Source organism: Pseudomonas sp. W5-01, from assembly GCF_046540435.1.
Taxonomy (GTDB): Bacteria; Pseudomonadota; Gammaproteobacteria; order Pseudomonadales; family Pseudomonadaceae; genus Aquipseudomonas; species Aquipseudomonas graminis_B.
In genome coordinates this window covers 40,092-55,661 of sequence record NZ_JAXCIP010000011.1, presented here as the reverse complement: position 1 = coordinate 55,661, position 15,570 = coordinate 40,092, and the positions used below count along the sequence as shown (strand labels likewise).

Sequence of the window (15,570 nt, the reverse complement as noted above, 5' to 3'; positions counted from 1 at the left end):
TGCTTCGGCTTAAATCGTCGACGCACTATACCAGCGGCCCGAAGCGAAGAAACTGTTGGCCGTGCGCCTTGTCAAGACAAAGCCAGCCCCGACGATTAGAATGGCGCCACTTTATTCCGGTGACAGCGATATGAATGATCCGCGCAAAGGCAGCGATGCCGAACCCATCACCCACTTCGGTTACAAAAACGTACCGGAAAGCCAGAAGGCCGAGAAAGTCGCCGAGGTATTTCACTCCGTCGCGGCCAAATATGACCTGATGAACGACGTACTGTCCGGCGGCATGCATCGCCTCTGGAAGCGCTTCACCATCGAACTGTCCGGCGTTCGCAGCGGCAACCGCGTGCTCGACATCGCAGGCGGCACCGGTGATCTGGCGAAGAAGTTCTCCCATCTTGTCGGCCCGACCGGTGAGGTCGTACTGGCTGACATCAATGCATCGATGCTCAAGGTCGGTCGTGACCGCCTGCTGGATCGCGGGGTGGCCGGCAACATCAAGTTCGTCCAGGCCGACGCTGAAAAGCTGCCGTTCCCTGACAACCACTTCGACTGCGTGACCATCGCCTTCGGCCTGCGCAACGTGACGCACAAGGAAGACGCCATCCGCTCCATGCTGCGCGTGCTCAAGCCGGGTGGTCGTTTGCTGGTGCTGGAATTCTCCAAGCCCACCAGCAAAGTCATGTCCAAGATCTACGACGCCTACTCGTTCGCTTTCATGCCGCTGGCCGGCAAGCTGATCACCAACGATTCGGAAAGCTACCGCTATCTGGCAGAGTCGATCCGCATGCACCCTGATCAGGAAACCCTGAAGTCAATGATGGTCCAGGCCGGTTTCGACCGCGTGACCTACCACAACATGACCTCCGGCATCGTCGCGCTGCACCGGGGCATCAAACCCTGATGCTGATCAACGGCTTGCTCGCCAGTACCGAACACGGCATCAACCGCGTGCTGCGCATGGACAGCACCGCCTTGCCGCGCCTTGACCGGCTGAGCGGCAAGGTCATCGCGATCGAGTGCACCAGCCCGACGTTTCATCTGCACGTGCTGCCCAGCGACGACGGCCTGATGCTGGCGGCGAACTGGGAAGGCGGTGCTGATGTGGCTCTGCGGGCGCCCGCTGCGAGCCTGATGCGCCTGGCGATGAGCAAAGACAAAAATGCCGTGCTGCACAGCCCGGAAGTCGAGCTGGAGGGCGAAAGCGCCGTGCTGCTTGAGCTGGTGGGCGTGCTGCAGGACCTGGACCTCGATTGGGAGTACGAGCTGCAACGCTGGCTCGGCCCTGTCGCGGCGCCCCTGATCGGCGGGCACCTGCGCAACAGCGCGCGCTGGACCCGCGACAGCGCGGCCAGCCTCAGCCACAACCTGGCCGAATACCTGGCCGAAGAATCCCGCACGCTGGTCGGCAAACGCGAGGCCGAAGCCCGCTTCGCCGAACTGGATCAGACCAAACAAGACCTGGAACGCCTCGAAGCCCGCTTCGAGCGTCTGGCCCACTCCCTCACATCCAGCGATAACGCATGAGCCTGCTTGCCGTCCGCCGCCTGTTTCGCATCCAGCGTGTCGTAATCCGTTACCGCCTCGATGACCTGTTGTTCGCCCTGCCCTTGCCGTGGTGGCTGCTGGCTGTGCGCTTCGTGCTGCCATGGCGCTGGTTGCCGCGGCGCAAGAACGAACTGAGCCGTGGTGCCCGTCTGCGACTGGCGTTGCAGGACCTGGGGCCGATTTTCATCAAGTTCGGGCAGTTGCTGTCCACCCGGCGGGATCTGCTGCCTGAAGACGTGGCCGACGAGCTGATGATGCTGCAGGACCGCGTGCCGCCGTTCGACTCCGCCAAAGCCGTGGCGCTGATCGAGTCGCAGCTGGGCGCGAAGATCAGCGAAGTGTTCAGCCGTTTCGATGTGGCCCCGCTCGCCTCTGCTTCTGTCGCTCAAGTCCACGCCGCGCGCCTGAAGACTGGCGAGGAAGTGGTGGTAAAGGTCGTACGGCCAGGCTTGAAGCCGATCATCGGTTCCGATCTTGCGTGGCTGTTCATTCTGGCAAAGATTGCCGAGCGGGTTTCCGCAGACGCCCGCCTGCTGCACCCGGTGGACGTGGTCGCCGATTACGAAAAAACCATCTACGACGAGCTCGACCTGCTGCGCGAGGCGGCCAACTCCAGCCAGCTGCGCCGCAACTTCGAGGGCTCGCCCATGCTCTACGTGCCGCAGGTCTACTGGGACTGGTGCCGGCCGAAGGTGTTGGTCATGGAGCGCATTTACGGCGTGCAAGTGACCGATCTGGCGACCCTCGCCGATCAGCGCACCGACATGAAGAAGCTGGCGGAGCGCGGCGTCGAGCTGTTCTTCACCCAGGTTTTTCGTGACAGCTTTTTCCACGCTGACATGCACCCCGGCAATATTTTCGTCAGCACGGTCACGCCGTGGGATCCCCAGTACATCGCCATCGACTGCGGAATTGTGGGCAGTCTGACCCCTGAGGATCAGGACTACCTGGCGCGCAACCTGTTTGCCTTCTTCAAGCGCGATTACCGCCGTGTGGCTCAGCTGCACATCGATTCGGGCTGGGTGCCGGCCGAGACCAAGCTGAATGAATTCGAAGCGGCCATCCGTACGGTGTGCGAACCGATATTCGAGAAGCCCCTGAAAGACATTTCCTTTGGCCAGGTACTGATGCGCCTGTTCCAGACCGCTCGCCGCTTCAACATGGAAGTGCAGCCGCAACTGGTGCTGCTGCAAAAGACGCTCCTCAATATCGAAGGCCTCGGCCGTCAGCTGTACCCGGAGCTGGATCTCTGGGCGACTGCGCAGCCGTTCCTCGAACGCTGGATGCGCGAGCGCGTCAGCCCGAAAATCCTGCTGGGCAACCTGCAGTCCCAGGTTGAACAGATTCCGCATCTGGCCAACATGACCCGGGATTTGCTCGAGCGCCTGTCGCAGCCCCATCGCCACGATCCGCCCCCGCCCTACCGGCGCGATGGCGATCATTGGGCCCTTCGGCTGCTCGGCGCGGGCCTGCTGGCCGGCGGCGTGCTGCTGGCAATCACCCATACCCAGACCGGCGCAGCGCTGAACACCCTGAGTGCCTGGCCTGCCTTGCTGATGCTGGCGGCAGGCGTCTATCTGGTCGTTCGCCGATAGCCATCGGGGCAAGCCGCTGGCACACTAACCCTCCCCTGGAACGGCCGGAGCCGATGATGAAAGACTGGCTGGACGAGATTAAGTGGGACAAGGACGGCCTGGTGCCCGCCATCGCACAGGACCACAAGACCGGTCGCGTGCTGATGATGGCGTGGATGAACCGTGAAGCCTTGAGCCTGACTGCCAGCGAACAGCGCGCTATCTATTGGTCACGTTCGCGTGGCAAGTTGTGGCGAAAGGGCGAAGAATCGGGCCACGTGCAGAAGCTTCATGAGCTGCGTCTGGACTGCGATGCCGACGTCATTATCCTGATGGTCGAGCAAATCGGCGGCATCGCTTGCCATACCGGCCGCGAGAGCTGCTTCTACCGCGTCTACGATGATGCCGGCTGGAAGACCGTGGACCCGGTACTCAAAGACCCGGAAGCCATTTACCAAGCAGGACACTGAACATGACTGATACCTTGTCACGCCTTGCCGAGGTGCTCGAATCACGCAAGGGCGCGGCTGCCGACTCGTCATACGTCGCCAGCCTGTATCACAAGGGACTGAACAAGATTCTGGAGAAGGTCGGCGAAGAGTCGGTCGAAACCATAATCGCTGCCAAGGACGCTGCCATCAGCGGTGACTGCAGTGATGTCGTCTACGAAACCGCCGACTTGTGGTTCCACAGCATGGTGATGCTTGCCCAGTTGGGCCAACACCCGCAAGCCGTGCTCGATGAGCTGGACCGCCGTTTCGGCCTGTCCGGCCACGCCGAGAAAGCATCTCGCTCGGCGGAATAAACACAGGGGCTGCGGCCCGAAATTTCTTGTGAGGAACGCGTTATGGGCATTTTTGACTGGAAACACTGGATCGTCATTCTTGTGGTTGTCGTGCTGGTCTTCGGCACCAAGAAACTCAAGAACCTGGGGACTGACGTGGGTGAGTCGATCAAGGGCTTTCGCAAGGCCATGAATGACGACGACAAACATCCGGAAGAGCCAACCGTGCAGCCGCCGGTTCAGCCACAGCCAACCGCGCAGCCTGTCCCTCCGACTCAGCCGCTGCACCAGCCGCACACCATCGACGCTCAGGCGCAACGAGTCGAAGACCCCCTCCGCAAAGACTAGGTCGTGACGCATGTTTGGTATCAGCTTTTCTGAACTGCTGCTGGTCGGCCTCGTTGCCCTGCTGGTCCTGGGGCCCGAGCGTCTGCCGGGCGCAGCACGGACGGCCGGGCTCTGGATCGGCCGCCTGAAACGCAGCTTCAATGCGATCAAACAGGAAGTTGAGCGCGAAATCGGCGCTGACGAGATTCGGCGTCAGCTGCACAACGAGCATATCCTTTCGCTGGAAGAGGAAGCTCGCAAGATCATGCAGCCACAGCAACCGCCTGCAGCGCCTGTAGCCCCCGCGACACCGGCACCGGCTGAACCCGCTGCCGAGACGCCGATTCCACCGGCTCCGGCCTCTACAGCGCCGGTCATGGGTGCGGCCTCACCGGCCCAGAGCGCCGACATTGGCCCGGCCGCTCCGGCGGAAAGCGCGTCGGTTACGCCGCCGCCCGTTCATGTCGAGCCTGCTGCGCCTGCACCTTCGCCTGTCGGGCCGGATTCTGCACCCGCACCTGCGCCGGTCATCACCCATGCGACCGCGGTGCAAAGTGCGCCTTCTGCCAACGATTCGTCACTGCCACCACGAGCCCCATGAGCGAAATCCCGGAAAACGACCAGCAAATGCCGCTGGTCTCGCACCTGACAGAACTGCGCTCTCGCCTGCTGCGCTGCGTGCTGGCGATCTTCGTGATCTTCGGCGCGCTGTTCTACTTCACCCAGAAGATCTACACCTTCGTTTCAGCCCCGCTGCGCAAGTTTCTGCCTGACGGCGCCACGATGATCGCGACCGATGTGGCCTCGCCGTTCATCACGCCGTTCAAGCTGACGATGATGGTGGCGCTGTTTCTGGCGATGCCGGTGATTCTGTATCAGATCTGGGGCTTCATTGCGCCAGGTTTGTACAAGCACGAAAAGCGCGTGGCAGTGCCGCTGCTGATCTCCAGCATCATCCTGTTCTACGCCGGGATGGCGTTTGCCTACTTCCTGGTCTTCCCGCTGATCTTCCACTTCTTCGCCAGCGTCACGCCGGAAGGCGTGTCGATGATGACGGACATCGCCAGTTACCTGGACTTCGTGATGACGCTGTTCCTGGCATTCGGGGTCGCGTTCGAGATTCCGGTGGCGGTTGTACTGCTGGTGTGGATCGGCATCGTCGACGTCAAATACCTGAAGAAGATTCGCCCGTACGTGGTGATTGGCTGCTTCGTGGTCGGCATGATCCTCACCCCGCCGGACATCTTTTCCCAGACCCTTCTGGCTGTGCCGATGTGGCTGCTGTTTGAAATCGGCGTGCTGTGCAGTTCGATGATCACCAAGCGCGGCGATCATGAAGACGACGAGAAAGCCGAAGACGAACAGAGCCAACCGCCAGCGACCCAGCCGTGAACCTGCTGTTGCTTGAGGACGCCGACTTCATCGCGGCGGATCGGGTCGTGCTGCGTGATCGGCGCCTCAAGCACATGCAGGAAGTGCATCGCAGCGAAGTCGGCGACAGCCTGCGGGTCGGTCGAGTGAACGGCTTGCTGGGCAGTGCGCAATTGCTGCGTCTGGAAACTCGTGAAGCCGAGCTTTCGGTGAGCTTCGAGCACGCCCCGCCGGCCAAACTCCCCCTGACGCTGATCCTCGCCCTGCCGCGCCCGAAAATGCTGCGTCGGGTGTTTCAGACCGTGGCGACGATGGGTGTCCCCCGAGTCATCCTGGTCAACAGTTACCGCGTCGAAAAAAGCTTCTGGCAGACGCCCTTTCTGGAGCCGGCTGCCATTCACGAGCAGTTGATTCTCGGACTGGAGCAGGCCCGGGACAGCGTGCTGCCTGAGATCGTCATCGAGAAGCGCTTCAAGCCGTTCGTTGAGGACCGCCTTCCCGCTGTGGTTGAAGGGACGCTTGGATTGGTCGGCCATCCGGGTGATTTCCCCGCCTGCCCACGCGCGGTCGAGCAGCCCGTCACCCTGGCCATCGGCCCCGAAGGCGGCTGGATTCCCTACGAAGTTGATTTGCTGCAGGCCTCGGGGCTGAATCCAGTCCAGTTGGGTGCGCGGATCCTGCGCGTTGAAACCGCCGTGACCGCGCTACTCGCCCGATTGTTCTAGAACATGGCGACACCGATTCCCCCACAGACATAGAACCTGTGGGAGCGAGCTTGCTCGCGAAGGCTCAGTTTCAGTCACCCGAGAACGTTACTGACTGTCCCGGCCTCGTCCTGAGCACGCTCAGTCCCACACACGGCCCATGTCTGCTGCTCCGCCGCGCGGTGTCAGAACGGCGGGCAATGTCCTTGCCCCCCCCGAGCTACCTCCCGTCCTCATCAAGCACTTCAGTTTGCCGCGCGACAGCCGATGCACAAGCGTCTATAAAAAAATTCGCAGGAATCATCATGTCTCGCTGGTTTACCCAACGCCTTGGAAATATGAGCGTCCGTCTCAAACTGGGTGTCGGTTTCGGCCTTGTGCTGTTGCTGACGCTACTTATCACGGCGACGGGCTGGTCCAGCGTGAAGGCGGTGATCGAGCGTGGCGACAAGCTGGGGATGATCTCGCAGATCAGTGAGCGGACGATGGATCTGCGCACGGCAGGCATGGTGTATGAAGCTCAATACACCGCTGAAGCCGCGACGGCGGTCATGACCGCGCTGGACAAGCTCGACGCTGACCTGAAAACCGGCCAGAGCATGGTCAAAGGCATCGGCGATCTCAAACTGATGGACGCTCAGGCTCAGGCCGCCAGCGAATACCGCCGTGCCTTTGGCGACATGACCAAAGCGATCCAGACCCGCGAAGCCAGCCGAACCAACTTGGGCGCGTCCGCCGACGCCGCTGTCGATACCGTCAACAAGATCGAACAGGCGTTGCTGCAGCACGACAACATCCTGCAATTCAACAGCGCGGTGGATGTCAGCAAACAGATCCAGCAGGCACGCTTCCAGGTGCGCGGTTACACCTTCAGTGGCAAACCGGATTTCGAAAAGAACGCCACCGCCGCCATCGACGAAGCCATCGTCGGGGTCAACACGCTGGCCGGCGACGTTTCCTCCCAGTACATCCCGCAGCTGCAAAAGGCCAACCTGGCGCTCAAAGGCTATCGCGACGCTGTCGGCCAATACCGTGAAGCGCAACTGGTCAGCGTTCAGTCCCTCGCCAAGATGACCGAGCTGGGGCAACAGCTGCTGGACGCCAGCGAACAACTCAACATTTCGCAAAACGCCAAACGCGAGGCAGACACCCGTCAGGCCCAATCGACCCTTGGCATTGCCACGATAGTGGCCCTGATCCTTGGTGTTTTCGCCGCCTGGGTCATCACCCGCCAAATCACGGTGCCGCTGGGGCAGACGCTTGTTGCAGTCGAGCGCGTGGCGTCCGGTGATCTGACCCACAACTTGAGCGTCGACCGGCGCGACGAGCTTGGCCAGTTGCAGGGCAGCATCCAGCGCATGACGGTGGAGCTGCGCCAATTGATCGGCGGCATCGGCGAAGGCGTGACCCAGATCGCCAGCGCTGCCGAAGAGCTGTCGGCGGTCACTGAGCAGACCAGTGCCGGGGTCAACAGCCAGAAGGTCGAGACCGATCAGGTAGCGACGGCGATGCACGAGATGACCGCCACGGTGCAGGAAGTGGCGCGTAACGCCGAAGAAGCGTCCGAGGCCGCCGTAGCCGCTGACCTCCAGGCGCGTGAGGGCGACAAGGTCGTCAACGAGGCCATCGCGCAGATCGAGCTCCTCGCGACCGAGGTCGGTCACTCCACCGAGGCGATGGCCGAACTCAAGCGCGAGAGCGACAAGATCGGCAGCGTCCTCGACGTGATCAAGTCCGTTGCGCAACAAACCAACCTCCTTGCCCTGAACGCGGCCATCGAGGCCGCCCGGGCGGGTGAGGCCGGTCGCGGATTCGCTGTGGTCGCAGACGAAGTGCGCAGCCTCGCGCAACGCACGCAAAAGTCCACGGAAGAGATCGAAGAGCTGATTTCCGGCTTGCAGAACGGCACCCGACAAGTCGCGACAATCATGGACAACAGCCGCGAACTGACGGTCAGCAGCGTCGAACTGACCCGCCGCGCTGGCACTTCACTGGAAAACATCACCCGGACCGTGTCTGCGATTCAATCCATGAACCAGCAGATCGCCGCGGCCGCCGAGGAGCAAAGCGCTACGGCCGAAGAGATCAACCGCAGCGTGCTCAACGTACGCGATGTGTCGGAACAGACCTCCGCCGCCAGCGAGGAAACCGCAGCGTCGAGCGTCGAGCTGGCGCGACTGGGCAGCCATCTGCAAGGGCTGGTGAGTCGCTTCCGGATCTGATCCGCTTGCCCGGTTCGCACCCGCATCAGCCACCGGCCTGCCGGCAAAGCCTCCAATAGGGGCGGAATCTGTGACACGCGTCACCCCTTCCCGCCCCTCGGAAATCTCCTACGACCTGATCAGGTCACGCCTCCGCCTCCCCTGCCGATGCGCGTTTATCGCCCATCCGCAGGAGACGCATCATGTTGCAACGCATCAACCGGGCGCTGGCCAACACCAGCGTCAAACTCAAACTCTCGCTGGGCTTTGGCCTGGTTCTGCTTCTGACCCTGGCCATTACCCTGACCGGGTGGCATGGGCTCGACACGATGATCGAGCGCTCGGAGTCACTGACCTCCATCGCTCAGCTCAACGCGATGACCAAGGACCTGCGCGCCGAGCGCATCGTCTTTCGGGTCGAAAACACTGCTGACAGCGCCTCGCGCGTCGTTGCCCGCATCAATGAAATCGAAGCGCATCTGGTGGTGCTGCGCGACGATGCTCCTCCCGCCGACATCCTCAAGCTGCTCAACAGCCAAAGCGACACGGTCAGGGCGCTCGAAGCCACCTTTGCCGATCTGACCACGCTGTTGAGTGCGCGAGCCGACTCGCGTGCGCAGCTGGCGGTTCTCTCGGACGAGGCGATCAAGTCCATCGGCCAGGTGGAAAGCGAGGTCTTGAAAGCCGTCAGCCAAGAGCAGGACAGCAGCGAGCGCCTCGGTGAGTTCACCAACATCCAGCAATTGCGCGAGCAAGTGCAGAACGCCCGTTACGAAGTTCAGGCGTACGTGTTCAGCGGTAAAGAGTCCTATGAAATTGCCGCCATTACCGCCATCGAAGAAGCGCTGAAGGAGGTCGAGCAGATCGCCAGCGATCAAGCCGATGGCAACGTCAGTGAATTGCTCACGGCGCGTAAGACACTGCTCAAGTACCGCGAGCACATGGGCCAGTTCAAAGACCTGCAGGTCAAGGTTGAAGCGGCCCAGGAGTCCATGGAGGCGCTGAGCGAGAGCCTGCTCACCTCGACCGGCGAGATCACTGCGCTGCAAGGCCAGCGGCGTGATGCCGAAGCCACTCAGTCGCGGCAGACGCTCAGTGGCGTGGCCGGGCTGGCGATGCTCCTTGGCCTGCTCGCGGCGTGGCTGATCACCCAGCAGATCATCGCGCCGCTACGGCTGACCTTGAGTGCGGCGGCGCGCATCGCCAACGGTGATCTCAGTCAGGACCTGGAGCTCGGCCGCCGCGACGAGATGGGCATGCTTCAGCGCAGCATGCAGGAGATGACCCTGAGCCTGCGCAAGCTCATCAGTGGCATCAGCGACGGCGTGACCCAGATCGCCAGCGCGGCCGAGCAACTGTCCGCTGTCACGGCGCAGACCAGCGTGGGCGTCAACAGCCAGAAAGACGAAACGGACTGCGTCGCGACGGCGATGAACCAGATGACCTCGACCGTGATGGAAGTGGCCCGCAATGCCGAAGAAGCCAGCGAGGCGGCGCGGCACGCTGATCAGCAGGCGCGGGACGGCGACAAGGTGGTCAACGACGCCATCGCGCAGATCGAGCGCCTGGCGCTGGAGGTGAATAATTCCACCGAAGCCATGGGCAAGCTGAAGCTGGAAAGCGACAAGATCGGCGGTGTCCTCGACGTCATCAAGTCAGTGTCGCAGCAGACCAATCTGCTGGCCTTGAACGCCGCGATCGAAGCCGCCCGGGCAGGGGAAGCGGGACGCGGTTTTGCGGTCGTTGCCGATGAGGTTCGAGGCCTGGCCCAGCGCACCCAGGAATCCACCGAGGAAATCGAAGTGCTTATCGCAGCGCTGCAAAGCGGCACCCAGCAAGTGGTGATGACCCTCGATGCCAGCCGAACCCTCACCGACAGCAGCGTGGAGTTGAGTCGCCAGGCCGGCAGCGCGTTGGGACACATCACACGGACGGTGTCGACGATTCAGACGATGAACCAGCAGATCGCCGCGGCGGGCGAGGAACAGAGCAGCGTGGCGGAGCAGATCAACCGCAGTGTGCTGAACGTTCGGGATGTGTCCGAGCAAACCGCAGCGTCCAGCGAGGAGACGGCCGCGTCGAGCATCGAACTGGCGCGGCTGGGTGTGCAGCTGCAGGAGATGGTCGGGAAGTTTCGGGTGAGTTAAAGCGAAACCGGCTGCGACGTCGAGTTGTAGGACCGGCCTTAGCCGGGAAGGCGTGTGCATTCACATCGCAGAATTAATAGCATACGCGCAGGCCTCTTCCCGGCTAAAGCCGGTCCTACTACACAAGGGCCCGGCCCAAACAAAAACGCCGCCGAAGATCACTCTTCGGCGGCGTTTTATTCAGCGTATGAATCAGGCGTTGACGAGGGTCGCGTCATTCACATGGGTCGCTGGCTGCAAAGGCAGCAGCGGCGCATGGGGATCGGCTTCCACCGACGCGCGCCAGGCATTGAGCCAAGCGGAATTGCCTTCGCTCCAGACCAGTTCGTGCAACCGAGCCAGCGCAACCGGATCACTGAGCAATTGCAGGCGTTCGTGGTTGTTCAGCAGCTCAGGGCCACCCTTGATCGCGTGACGCACACGCTCGACACGCATCCACTCGATCGGCTCGGCCTCGCGATGGCGAGAAGTCGCCAGCGCGCAGGCCAAGGCGTTCTGCTGTGGATCGACCACGGCGCGAACAAAGCCGTCGTTCAGCGCATGCCAACGGTTCTCGTGGGTGTACTTGTCAGTGGACACCAGCTCTTGCGGCGGCGTGTGCTCTTCCGGGATCAGGAACAGCTTGGTGTCGCGCGCTTTCAGGCCCAGATTCGTGCGGCTGGAAATCACCGACACCGGGATAGACAGCATCAACGAACCCACGATCGGCACCAGCCACCACAGGAAGCTCGGGTTCAGCCAGGCCACCAGCAGCGCCCAGCAGAAGCCCAGCAGCGTCTGCGGCCCGTGACGTTTGACCGCTTCGCTCCACGGCGTCGAGTCATCATCACGCTGCGGCGAGTTCCACGTCGCAGCCCAGCCCAGGAACGCGGCCAGTACGAAGCGGGTGTGGAAGATCATGCGCACCGGCGCCAGCAGCATGGAAAACAGCATTTCCAGCAGCATCGACAGGGTGACCTTGATGCGGCCACCAAAACCGGTTGCGCCCTTGGCCCAGATCAGGATCACGCTGAGCAGTTTCGGCAGGAACAACAGCACGACGGTCGTGGAGAACAACGCAACGGCTTTTTCCGGGTGCCACTGTGGCCACAACGGATACAGCTGGCGCGGTTCCATGAAGTACGTCGGTTCCATCAGCGTGTTCACCGCCAGCAGCGCGGTCGACAGCACCAGGAAGAAGAACCATAACGGAGCCGACAGATAGGACATCACGCCGGTCAGGAACACCGCACGGTGCACCGGGTGCATGCCTTTCACCAGGAACAGGCGGAAGTTCATCAGGTTACCGTGGCACCAGCGACGGTCACGCTTGAGCTCATCCAGCAGGTTCGGCGGCAGCTCTTCGTAACTGCCCGGCAGGTCGTAGGCAATCCACACGCCCCAGCCCGCACGGCGCATGAGCGCAGCTTCGACGAAGTCGTGGGACAGAATAGCGCCGGCAAAAGCACCCTTCCCCGGCAGCGGCGCGAGGGCGCAGTGCTCGATGAACGGTTTCATGCGGATGATCGCGTTATGACCCCAGTAGTGGGATTCACCCAACTGCCAGAAGTGCAGGCCGGCGGTGAACAACGGGCCGTACACCCGGGTCGCGAACTGCTGCATGCGTGCATACAGCGTGTCCATGCCCGAGGCACGCGGCGCGGTCTGGATGATACCGGCGTCCGGCGTCGCTTCCATCAAACGCACGAGGCTGGTAAGGCATTCGCCGCTCATGACCGAGTCAGCGTCAAGCACGACCATGTAGCGGTATTCACCGCCCCAGCGACGGCAGAAGTCATCTAGGTTACCGCTCTTGCGCTTAACGCGACGGCGGCGACGACGATAGAAGATCTTGCCGAAACCACCGGTTTCACGGCACACGTCCAGCCAGGCTTGTTGCTCGGCCACACAAATGTCGGTTTCGTTGGAGTCGCTGAGAATGAAGAAGTCAAAGCGGTCCAGATCGCCTGTGGCTTTGACCGATTCGAACGTCGCCCGCAGACCGGCGAATACGCGAGGCACGTCTTCGTTGCAGATCGGCATCACGAGTGCAGTGCGCGCGCCCGCTTCGATCGGCTCATTGCCCGCGCTTGCACCGGAAATACGGTACTTGTCGTGGCCAGTGAGCAGTTCGAGGAAGCCCATCAGCGCGGTCCAGAAACCGGCCGACACCCAGCAGAACAGAATCCCGAACAACAGAAGGATGCTGGTCTGCAGCGCATACGGCATGACCTGAACAGCGGTCTGCCACAGGGTTTGATGACTGATTTCGTCGAATGAAACCAGTGACCAGCCCTGATACGGCAGGATGCCCTTCATGTAGAAGCCGGCGACGATGGTCTGGCCCAGCATGAGGATCAACAGAATGTAGCGACGGATTGAACCGACGGTACGCCAGCGCGCCTTCGGCAGATCGCGTGGCAGATCGTCCTTGGGCGGAGGCGGATTGCTCTTGCCGGTCAGTCGACGCCAGCCGCGGTGCAGGATGTTGGTCCGCCATGGCTCCGGCACAACTTTGGTCCGACGAATCGGCGGCGTGGCTTTCAGGACAACGCGGCCACTGGCGTCGACACTCAGCATCTCGGCTTCGTGCAGCTCATCAGCGGTCGTCAGGGTCAGGCGACGACCCACCGAGGCCTGGGAGGCCTCGGCAGGGTCAGCGACGGTTTGCGCCGAAAGGCGTTCGTGCAGCTCAGCGAACGAGGTGCAGCTGGCAAGTTCTGCCCGCTGCGCGTCGGTCATCGGCAGATGCGCCAGGTACTCGCTGAGAGACTCATTCAAAGGCTCTGGCACCGCGTGTGAATTACTCATCGGCTGGCAACTGGTAGCTCCAGGTTTCGGTCAGGATTTGTTGAATCATGGCCGGCCCCTGTTGGGTGGATGCAGCCTCTACCGCTGGCTGCGGGGTCTCTTTCATGCCTTTGTTGGCCTTGGCAGCGTCGCCCAGTGCGGCTTCAGGCTTGGACGCCTCATCCGACTTGGCTTCGGCTACCTTGGTAGCTTCGGCCGACTTGGCGGCATCTTTGCTGTCGGCTTTAGGGCCTTTAGCGTCCTTCATGTCTTTCGCGTCTTTCGCATCGCCGGCCTTCAAGGCATCGGTCTTAACGAGTTCAGCTTTCTCGTCCTTCGGTGCAGCAACCACTGGCGCCGCAGCAACAGCAGCCTTGGCGGCCGGCTTCTTGTCCGACTTGTCGGCAGTGATGACCGCTGGCTCCTTGCCCGGCTCGGCAGGGGTTTCGCGCAGCAGGTAAGCACGCATCTCAACCGCCTTGCCCGGATCCTTGACCTTCAGGCGAAGCGTCAGACGCCAGCCTTTGGTCACCGGGTTGTAGCGCAGGTTGTTCTCGACCAGATCGGTGTTGTCATCGGTGATGACCTGACTGCGGATCGACGGATCTTCGCCCAGCTTGGCGAGGGTCGGGCCAACGAAATCCACGAGGTAGGCAACGCTGCCGTCCGGTTGACGAATCAGGTTCGACTGCTTCACGTCACCCGTCGAGCGCAGGGTCTGCTTGACCCAGCCCAGATCTGGCGAGTGAATGGCATCCTCATCCATGGTCCAGTGCAGACGGTAGTTGAAGTCAATCGACTGACCCGGCTCTGGCTGGGTTTCCGGCTTCCAGAACGCAACGATGTTGTCGTTGGTTTCGTCAGCAGTAGGGATCTCGACCAGGTCAACGGTGCCCTTGCCCCAATCGCCCTTCGGCTCGATCCAGGCGCTTGGACGTTTGTCGTAGCGGTCATCCAGATCTTCGTAATGGCTGAAGTTGCGGCCACGTTGCAGCAGACCGAAGCCGCGCGGGTTCTCTACGGAGAAGCTGCTGACCGAGAGGTGTTTAGGGTTGTTCAGCGGGCGCCAGATCCACTCGCCATTGGCTGCCTGGATCGACAGACCGCTGGAGTCGTGCAGCTCGCGACGGTAATTCAGGACTTTCGACGGCTGATTGGCGCCGAACAGGTACATGCTGGTCAGCGGCGCAACGCCCAATTTGCCGACCTTGTCACGCAAGTACATGCGCGACTGGACATCAACCAGTGTGTTGGTGCCCGGACGCAGGGTCAGCTTGTAAGCGCCGGTGGCGCGAGGGGAGTCGAGCAAGGCGAAGATGACCAGATGGTTGTCATCCGGGCTTGGCTTCTCGATCCAGAATTCGGTGAAGCGAGGGAATTCCTCACCTGATGGCATGGCCGTGTCGATCGCCATCCCGCGCGCAGACAAGCCGTAAACCTGACCTTTACCGATGACGCGGAAGTAGCTCGCGCCCAGCATGGTCATGATTTCGTCTTGCTTGTCGTCTTTGTTGATCGGGTAGGTGACGCGGAAACCGGCGTAGCCCAGGTTCTCGGTCGACTTGGGATCGAACTTCACGTCACCGAAATCGAAACGAGTCGGGTCGTACTTGATCTCGTTGACGGAGTTGGCGGTGACTTCGTTGATTTTGACCGGGGTGTCGAAGTGCATGCCCTGGTGGTAGAACGACACCTTGAACGGGGTCTTGTCATTCGCCCATTCGGCTTTGTCTTGCAGGAAGCGGATCTTTTGATAGTCCGCGAACTTCATGTCGCGGAATTCGGCCGGAAGATTGCTCTTCGGCGCGGTGAATTTCTGTCCGGCCAGATCTTTGGCCTTTGTCGCCACGTCGTCTAGATCGAACGCCCAGAGCTGACTGGCGCCGAACAGACAAAACAAAGCCGACCCTGCCAGCAGCGCGCTGCGCAAGCGCCCGCCCGGGTTCTTTGGTGCATTACATGGACTAACAATCACGAGCAACCCTCGCCGAAAACAGATGAAGAAACCAACGGCCAGCTATCAAATGCCGGGTTGGCGAGCACTGTTCCGACTCCAAAAGGGGCCAATGATTCCCCAAGCGGTGCCGGACCAGTCTGCGTTTTACCGATTTAACGGGCTTTGGCCCGTCCTTGTAGCGCGCGATTATC

The 15,570-nt window shown here is 61.6% G+C and carries 13 protein-coding genes; 11 read left to right on the top strand and 2 right to left on the bottom strand.

Translation table 11 applies throughout. The features are described from left to right. Window positions 1-130: 130 nt before the first annotated feature. The 11 genes from ubiE (at window position 131) to SLW75_RS25545 (ending at window position 10,653) form a co-directional block, all read left to right on the top strand. Complete coding sequence (ubiE, locus tag SLW75_RS25595; protein ID WP_065986646.1) at window positions 131-901, top strand: bifunctional demethylmenaquinone methyltransferase/2-methoxy-6-polyprenyl-1,4-benzoquinol methylase UbiE; 771 nt, start codon at window positions 131-133, stop codon at window positions 899-901. Then, window positions 901-1,524 carry an SCP2 domain-containing protein gene (locus SLW75_RS25590; RefSeq protein WP_410935773.1) on the top strand — a complete coding sequence of 208 codons (624 nt, stop codon included), beginning with the start codon at window positions 901-903 and terminating at the stop codon, window positions 1,522-1,524. Before ubiE ends, SLW75_RS25590 begins: the two co-directional genes overlap by 1 nt. Further along, window positions 1,521-3,140: a ubiquinone biosynthesis regulatory protein kinase UbiB gene (gene ubiB / locus SLW75_RS25585; protein ID WP_410935772.1), complete on the top strand. Its 1,620-nt coding sequence runs from the start codon at window positions 1,521-1,523 to the stop codon at window positions 3,138-3,140. The genes SLW75_RS25590 and ubiB overlap by 4 nt, the downstream gene beginning before the upstream one ends. Before the next feature lie 56 nt (window positions 3,141-3,196). Next, window positions 3,197-3,589, top strand: coding sequence for a phosphoribosyl-AMP cyclohydrolase (gene hisI / locus SLW75_RS25580; RefSeq protein ID WP_065986652.1), 393 nt, complete (start codon window positions 3,197-3,199; stop codon window positions 3,587-3,589). A gap of 2 nt (window positions 3,590-3,591) precedes the next feature. Continuing rightward, window positions 3,592-3,924: a phosphoribosyl-ATP diphosphatase gene (locus tag SLW75_RS25575; RefSeq protein ID WP_065986654.1), complete on the top strand. Its 333-nt coding sequence runs from the start codon at window positions 3,592-3,594 to the stop codon at window positions 3,922-3,924. Between the two features lie 42 nt (window positions 3,925-3,966). After that, the gene (locus SLW75_RS25570) at window positions 3,967-4,251 is read left to right on the top strand and encodes a twin-arginine translocase TatA/TatE family subunit (RefSeq protein ID WP_065986662.1); all 285 of its coding nucleotides are present in this window, start codon (window positions 3,967-3,969) and stop codon (window positions 4,249-4,251) included. 10 nt (window positions 4,252-4,261) lie between these two features. After that, window positions 4,262-4,831 (top strand): Sec-independent protein translocase protein TatB, encoded by a 570-nt coding sequence (gene tatB, locus SLW75_RS25565; RefSeq protein ID WP_410928139.1) that lies wholly within the window; start codon window positions 4,262-4,264, stop codon window positions 4,829-4,831. After that, window positions 4,828-5,622: a twin-arginine translocase subunit TatC gene (tatC, locus tag SLW75_RS25560; protein WP_065986665.1), complete on the top strand. Its 795-nt coding sequence runs from the start codon at window positions 4,828-4,830 to the stop codon at window positions 5,620-5,622. Before tatB ends, tatC begins: the two co-directional genes overlap by 4 nt. After that, on the top strand, window positions 5,619-6,326 hold the full coding sequence (locus SLW75_RS25555; RefSeq protein WP_192130892.1) for a 16S rRNA (uracil(1498)-N(3))-methyltransferase: 708 nt from the start codon (window positions 5,619-5,621) through the stop codon (window positions 6,324-6,326). The genes tatC and SLW75_RS25555 overlap by 4 nt, the downstream gene beginning before the upstream one ends. Window positions 6,327-6,610: 284 nt before the next feature. Then, entirely contained in the window at window positions 6,611-8,527 is a 1,917-nt protein-coding gene (locus SLW75_RS25550; RefSeq protein ID WP_410935771.1) for a methyl-accepting chemotaxis protein, read from the top strand. A gap of 182 nt (window positions 8,528-8,709) precedes the next feature. Further along, the gene (locus SLW75_RS25545; RefSeq protein ID WP_410935770.1) at window positions 8,710-10,653 is read left to right on the top strand and encodes a methyl-accepting chemotaxis protein; all 1,944 of its coding nucleotides are present in this window, start codon (window positions 8,710-8,712) and stop codon (window positions 10,651-10,653) included. A 192-nt stretch (window positions 10,654-10,845) separates the two neighbouring features. On the opposite strand, the gene mdoH is transcribed toward SLW75_RS25545, so the two are convergent. Together mdoH and SLW75_RS25535 are read right to left on the bottom strand one after the other, a co-directional pair. Beyond that, the gene (mdoH, locus tag SLW75_RS25540) at window positions 10,846-13,443 is read right to left on the bottom strand and encodes a glucans biosynthesis glucosyltransferase MdoH (RefSeq protein ID WP_065986668.1); all 2,598 of its coding nucleotides are present in this window, start codon (window positions 13,441-13,443) and stop codon (window positions 10,846-10,848) included. Continuing rightward, entirely contained in the window at window positions 13,436-15,397 is a 1,962-nt protein-coding gene (locus SLW75_RS25535; RefSeq protein WP_410935769.1) for a glucan biosynthesis protein, read from the bottom strand. The genes mdoH and SLW75_RS25535 overlap by 8 nt, the downstream gene beginning before the upstream one ends. Between the last annotated feature and the right edge of the window lie 173 nt (window positions 15,398-15,570).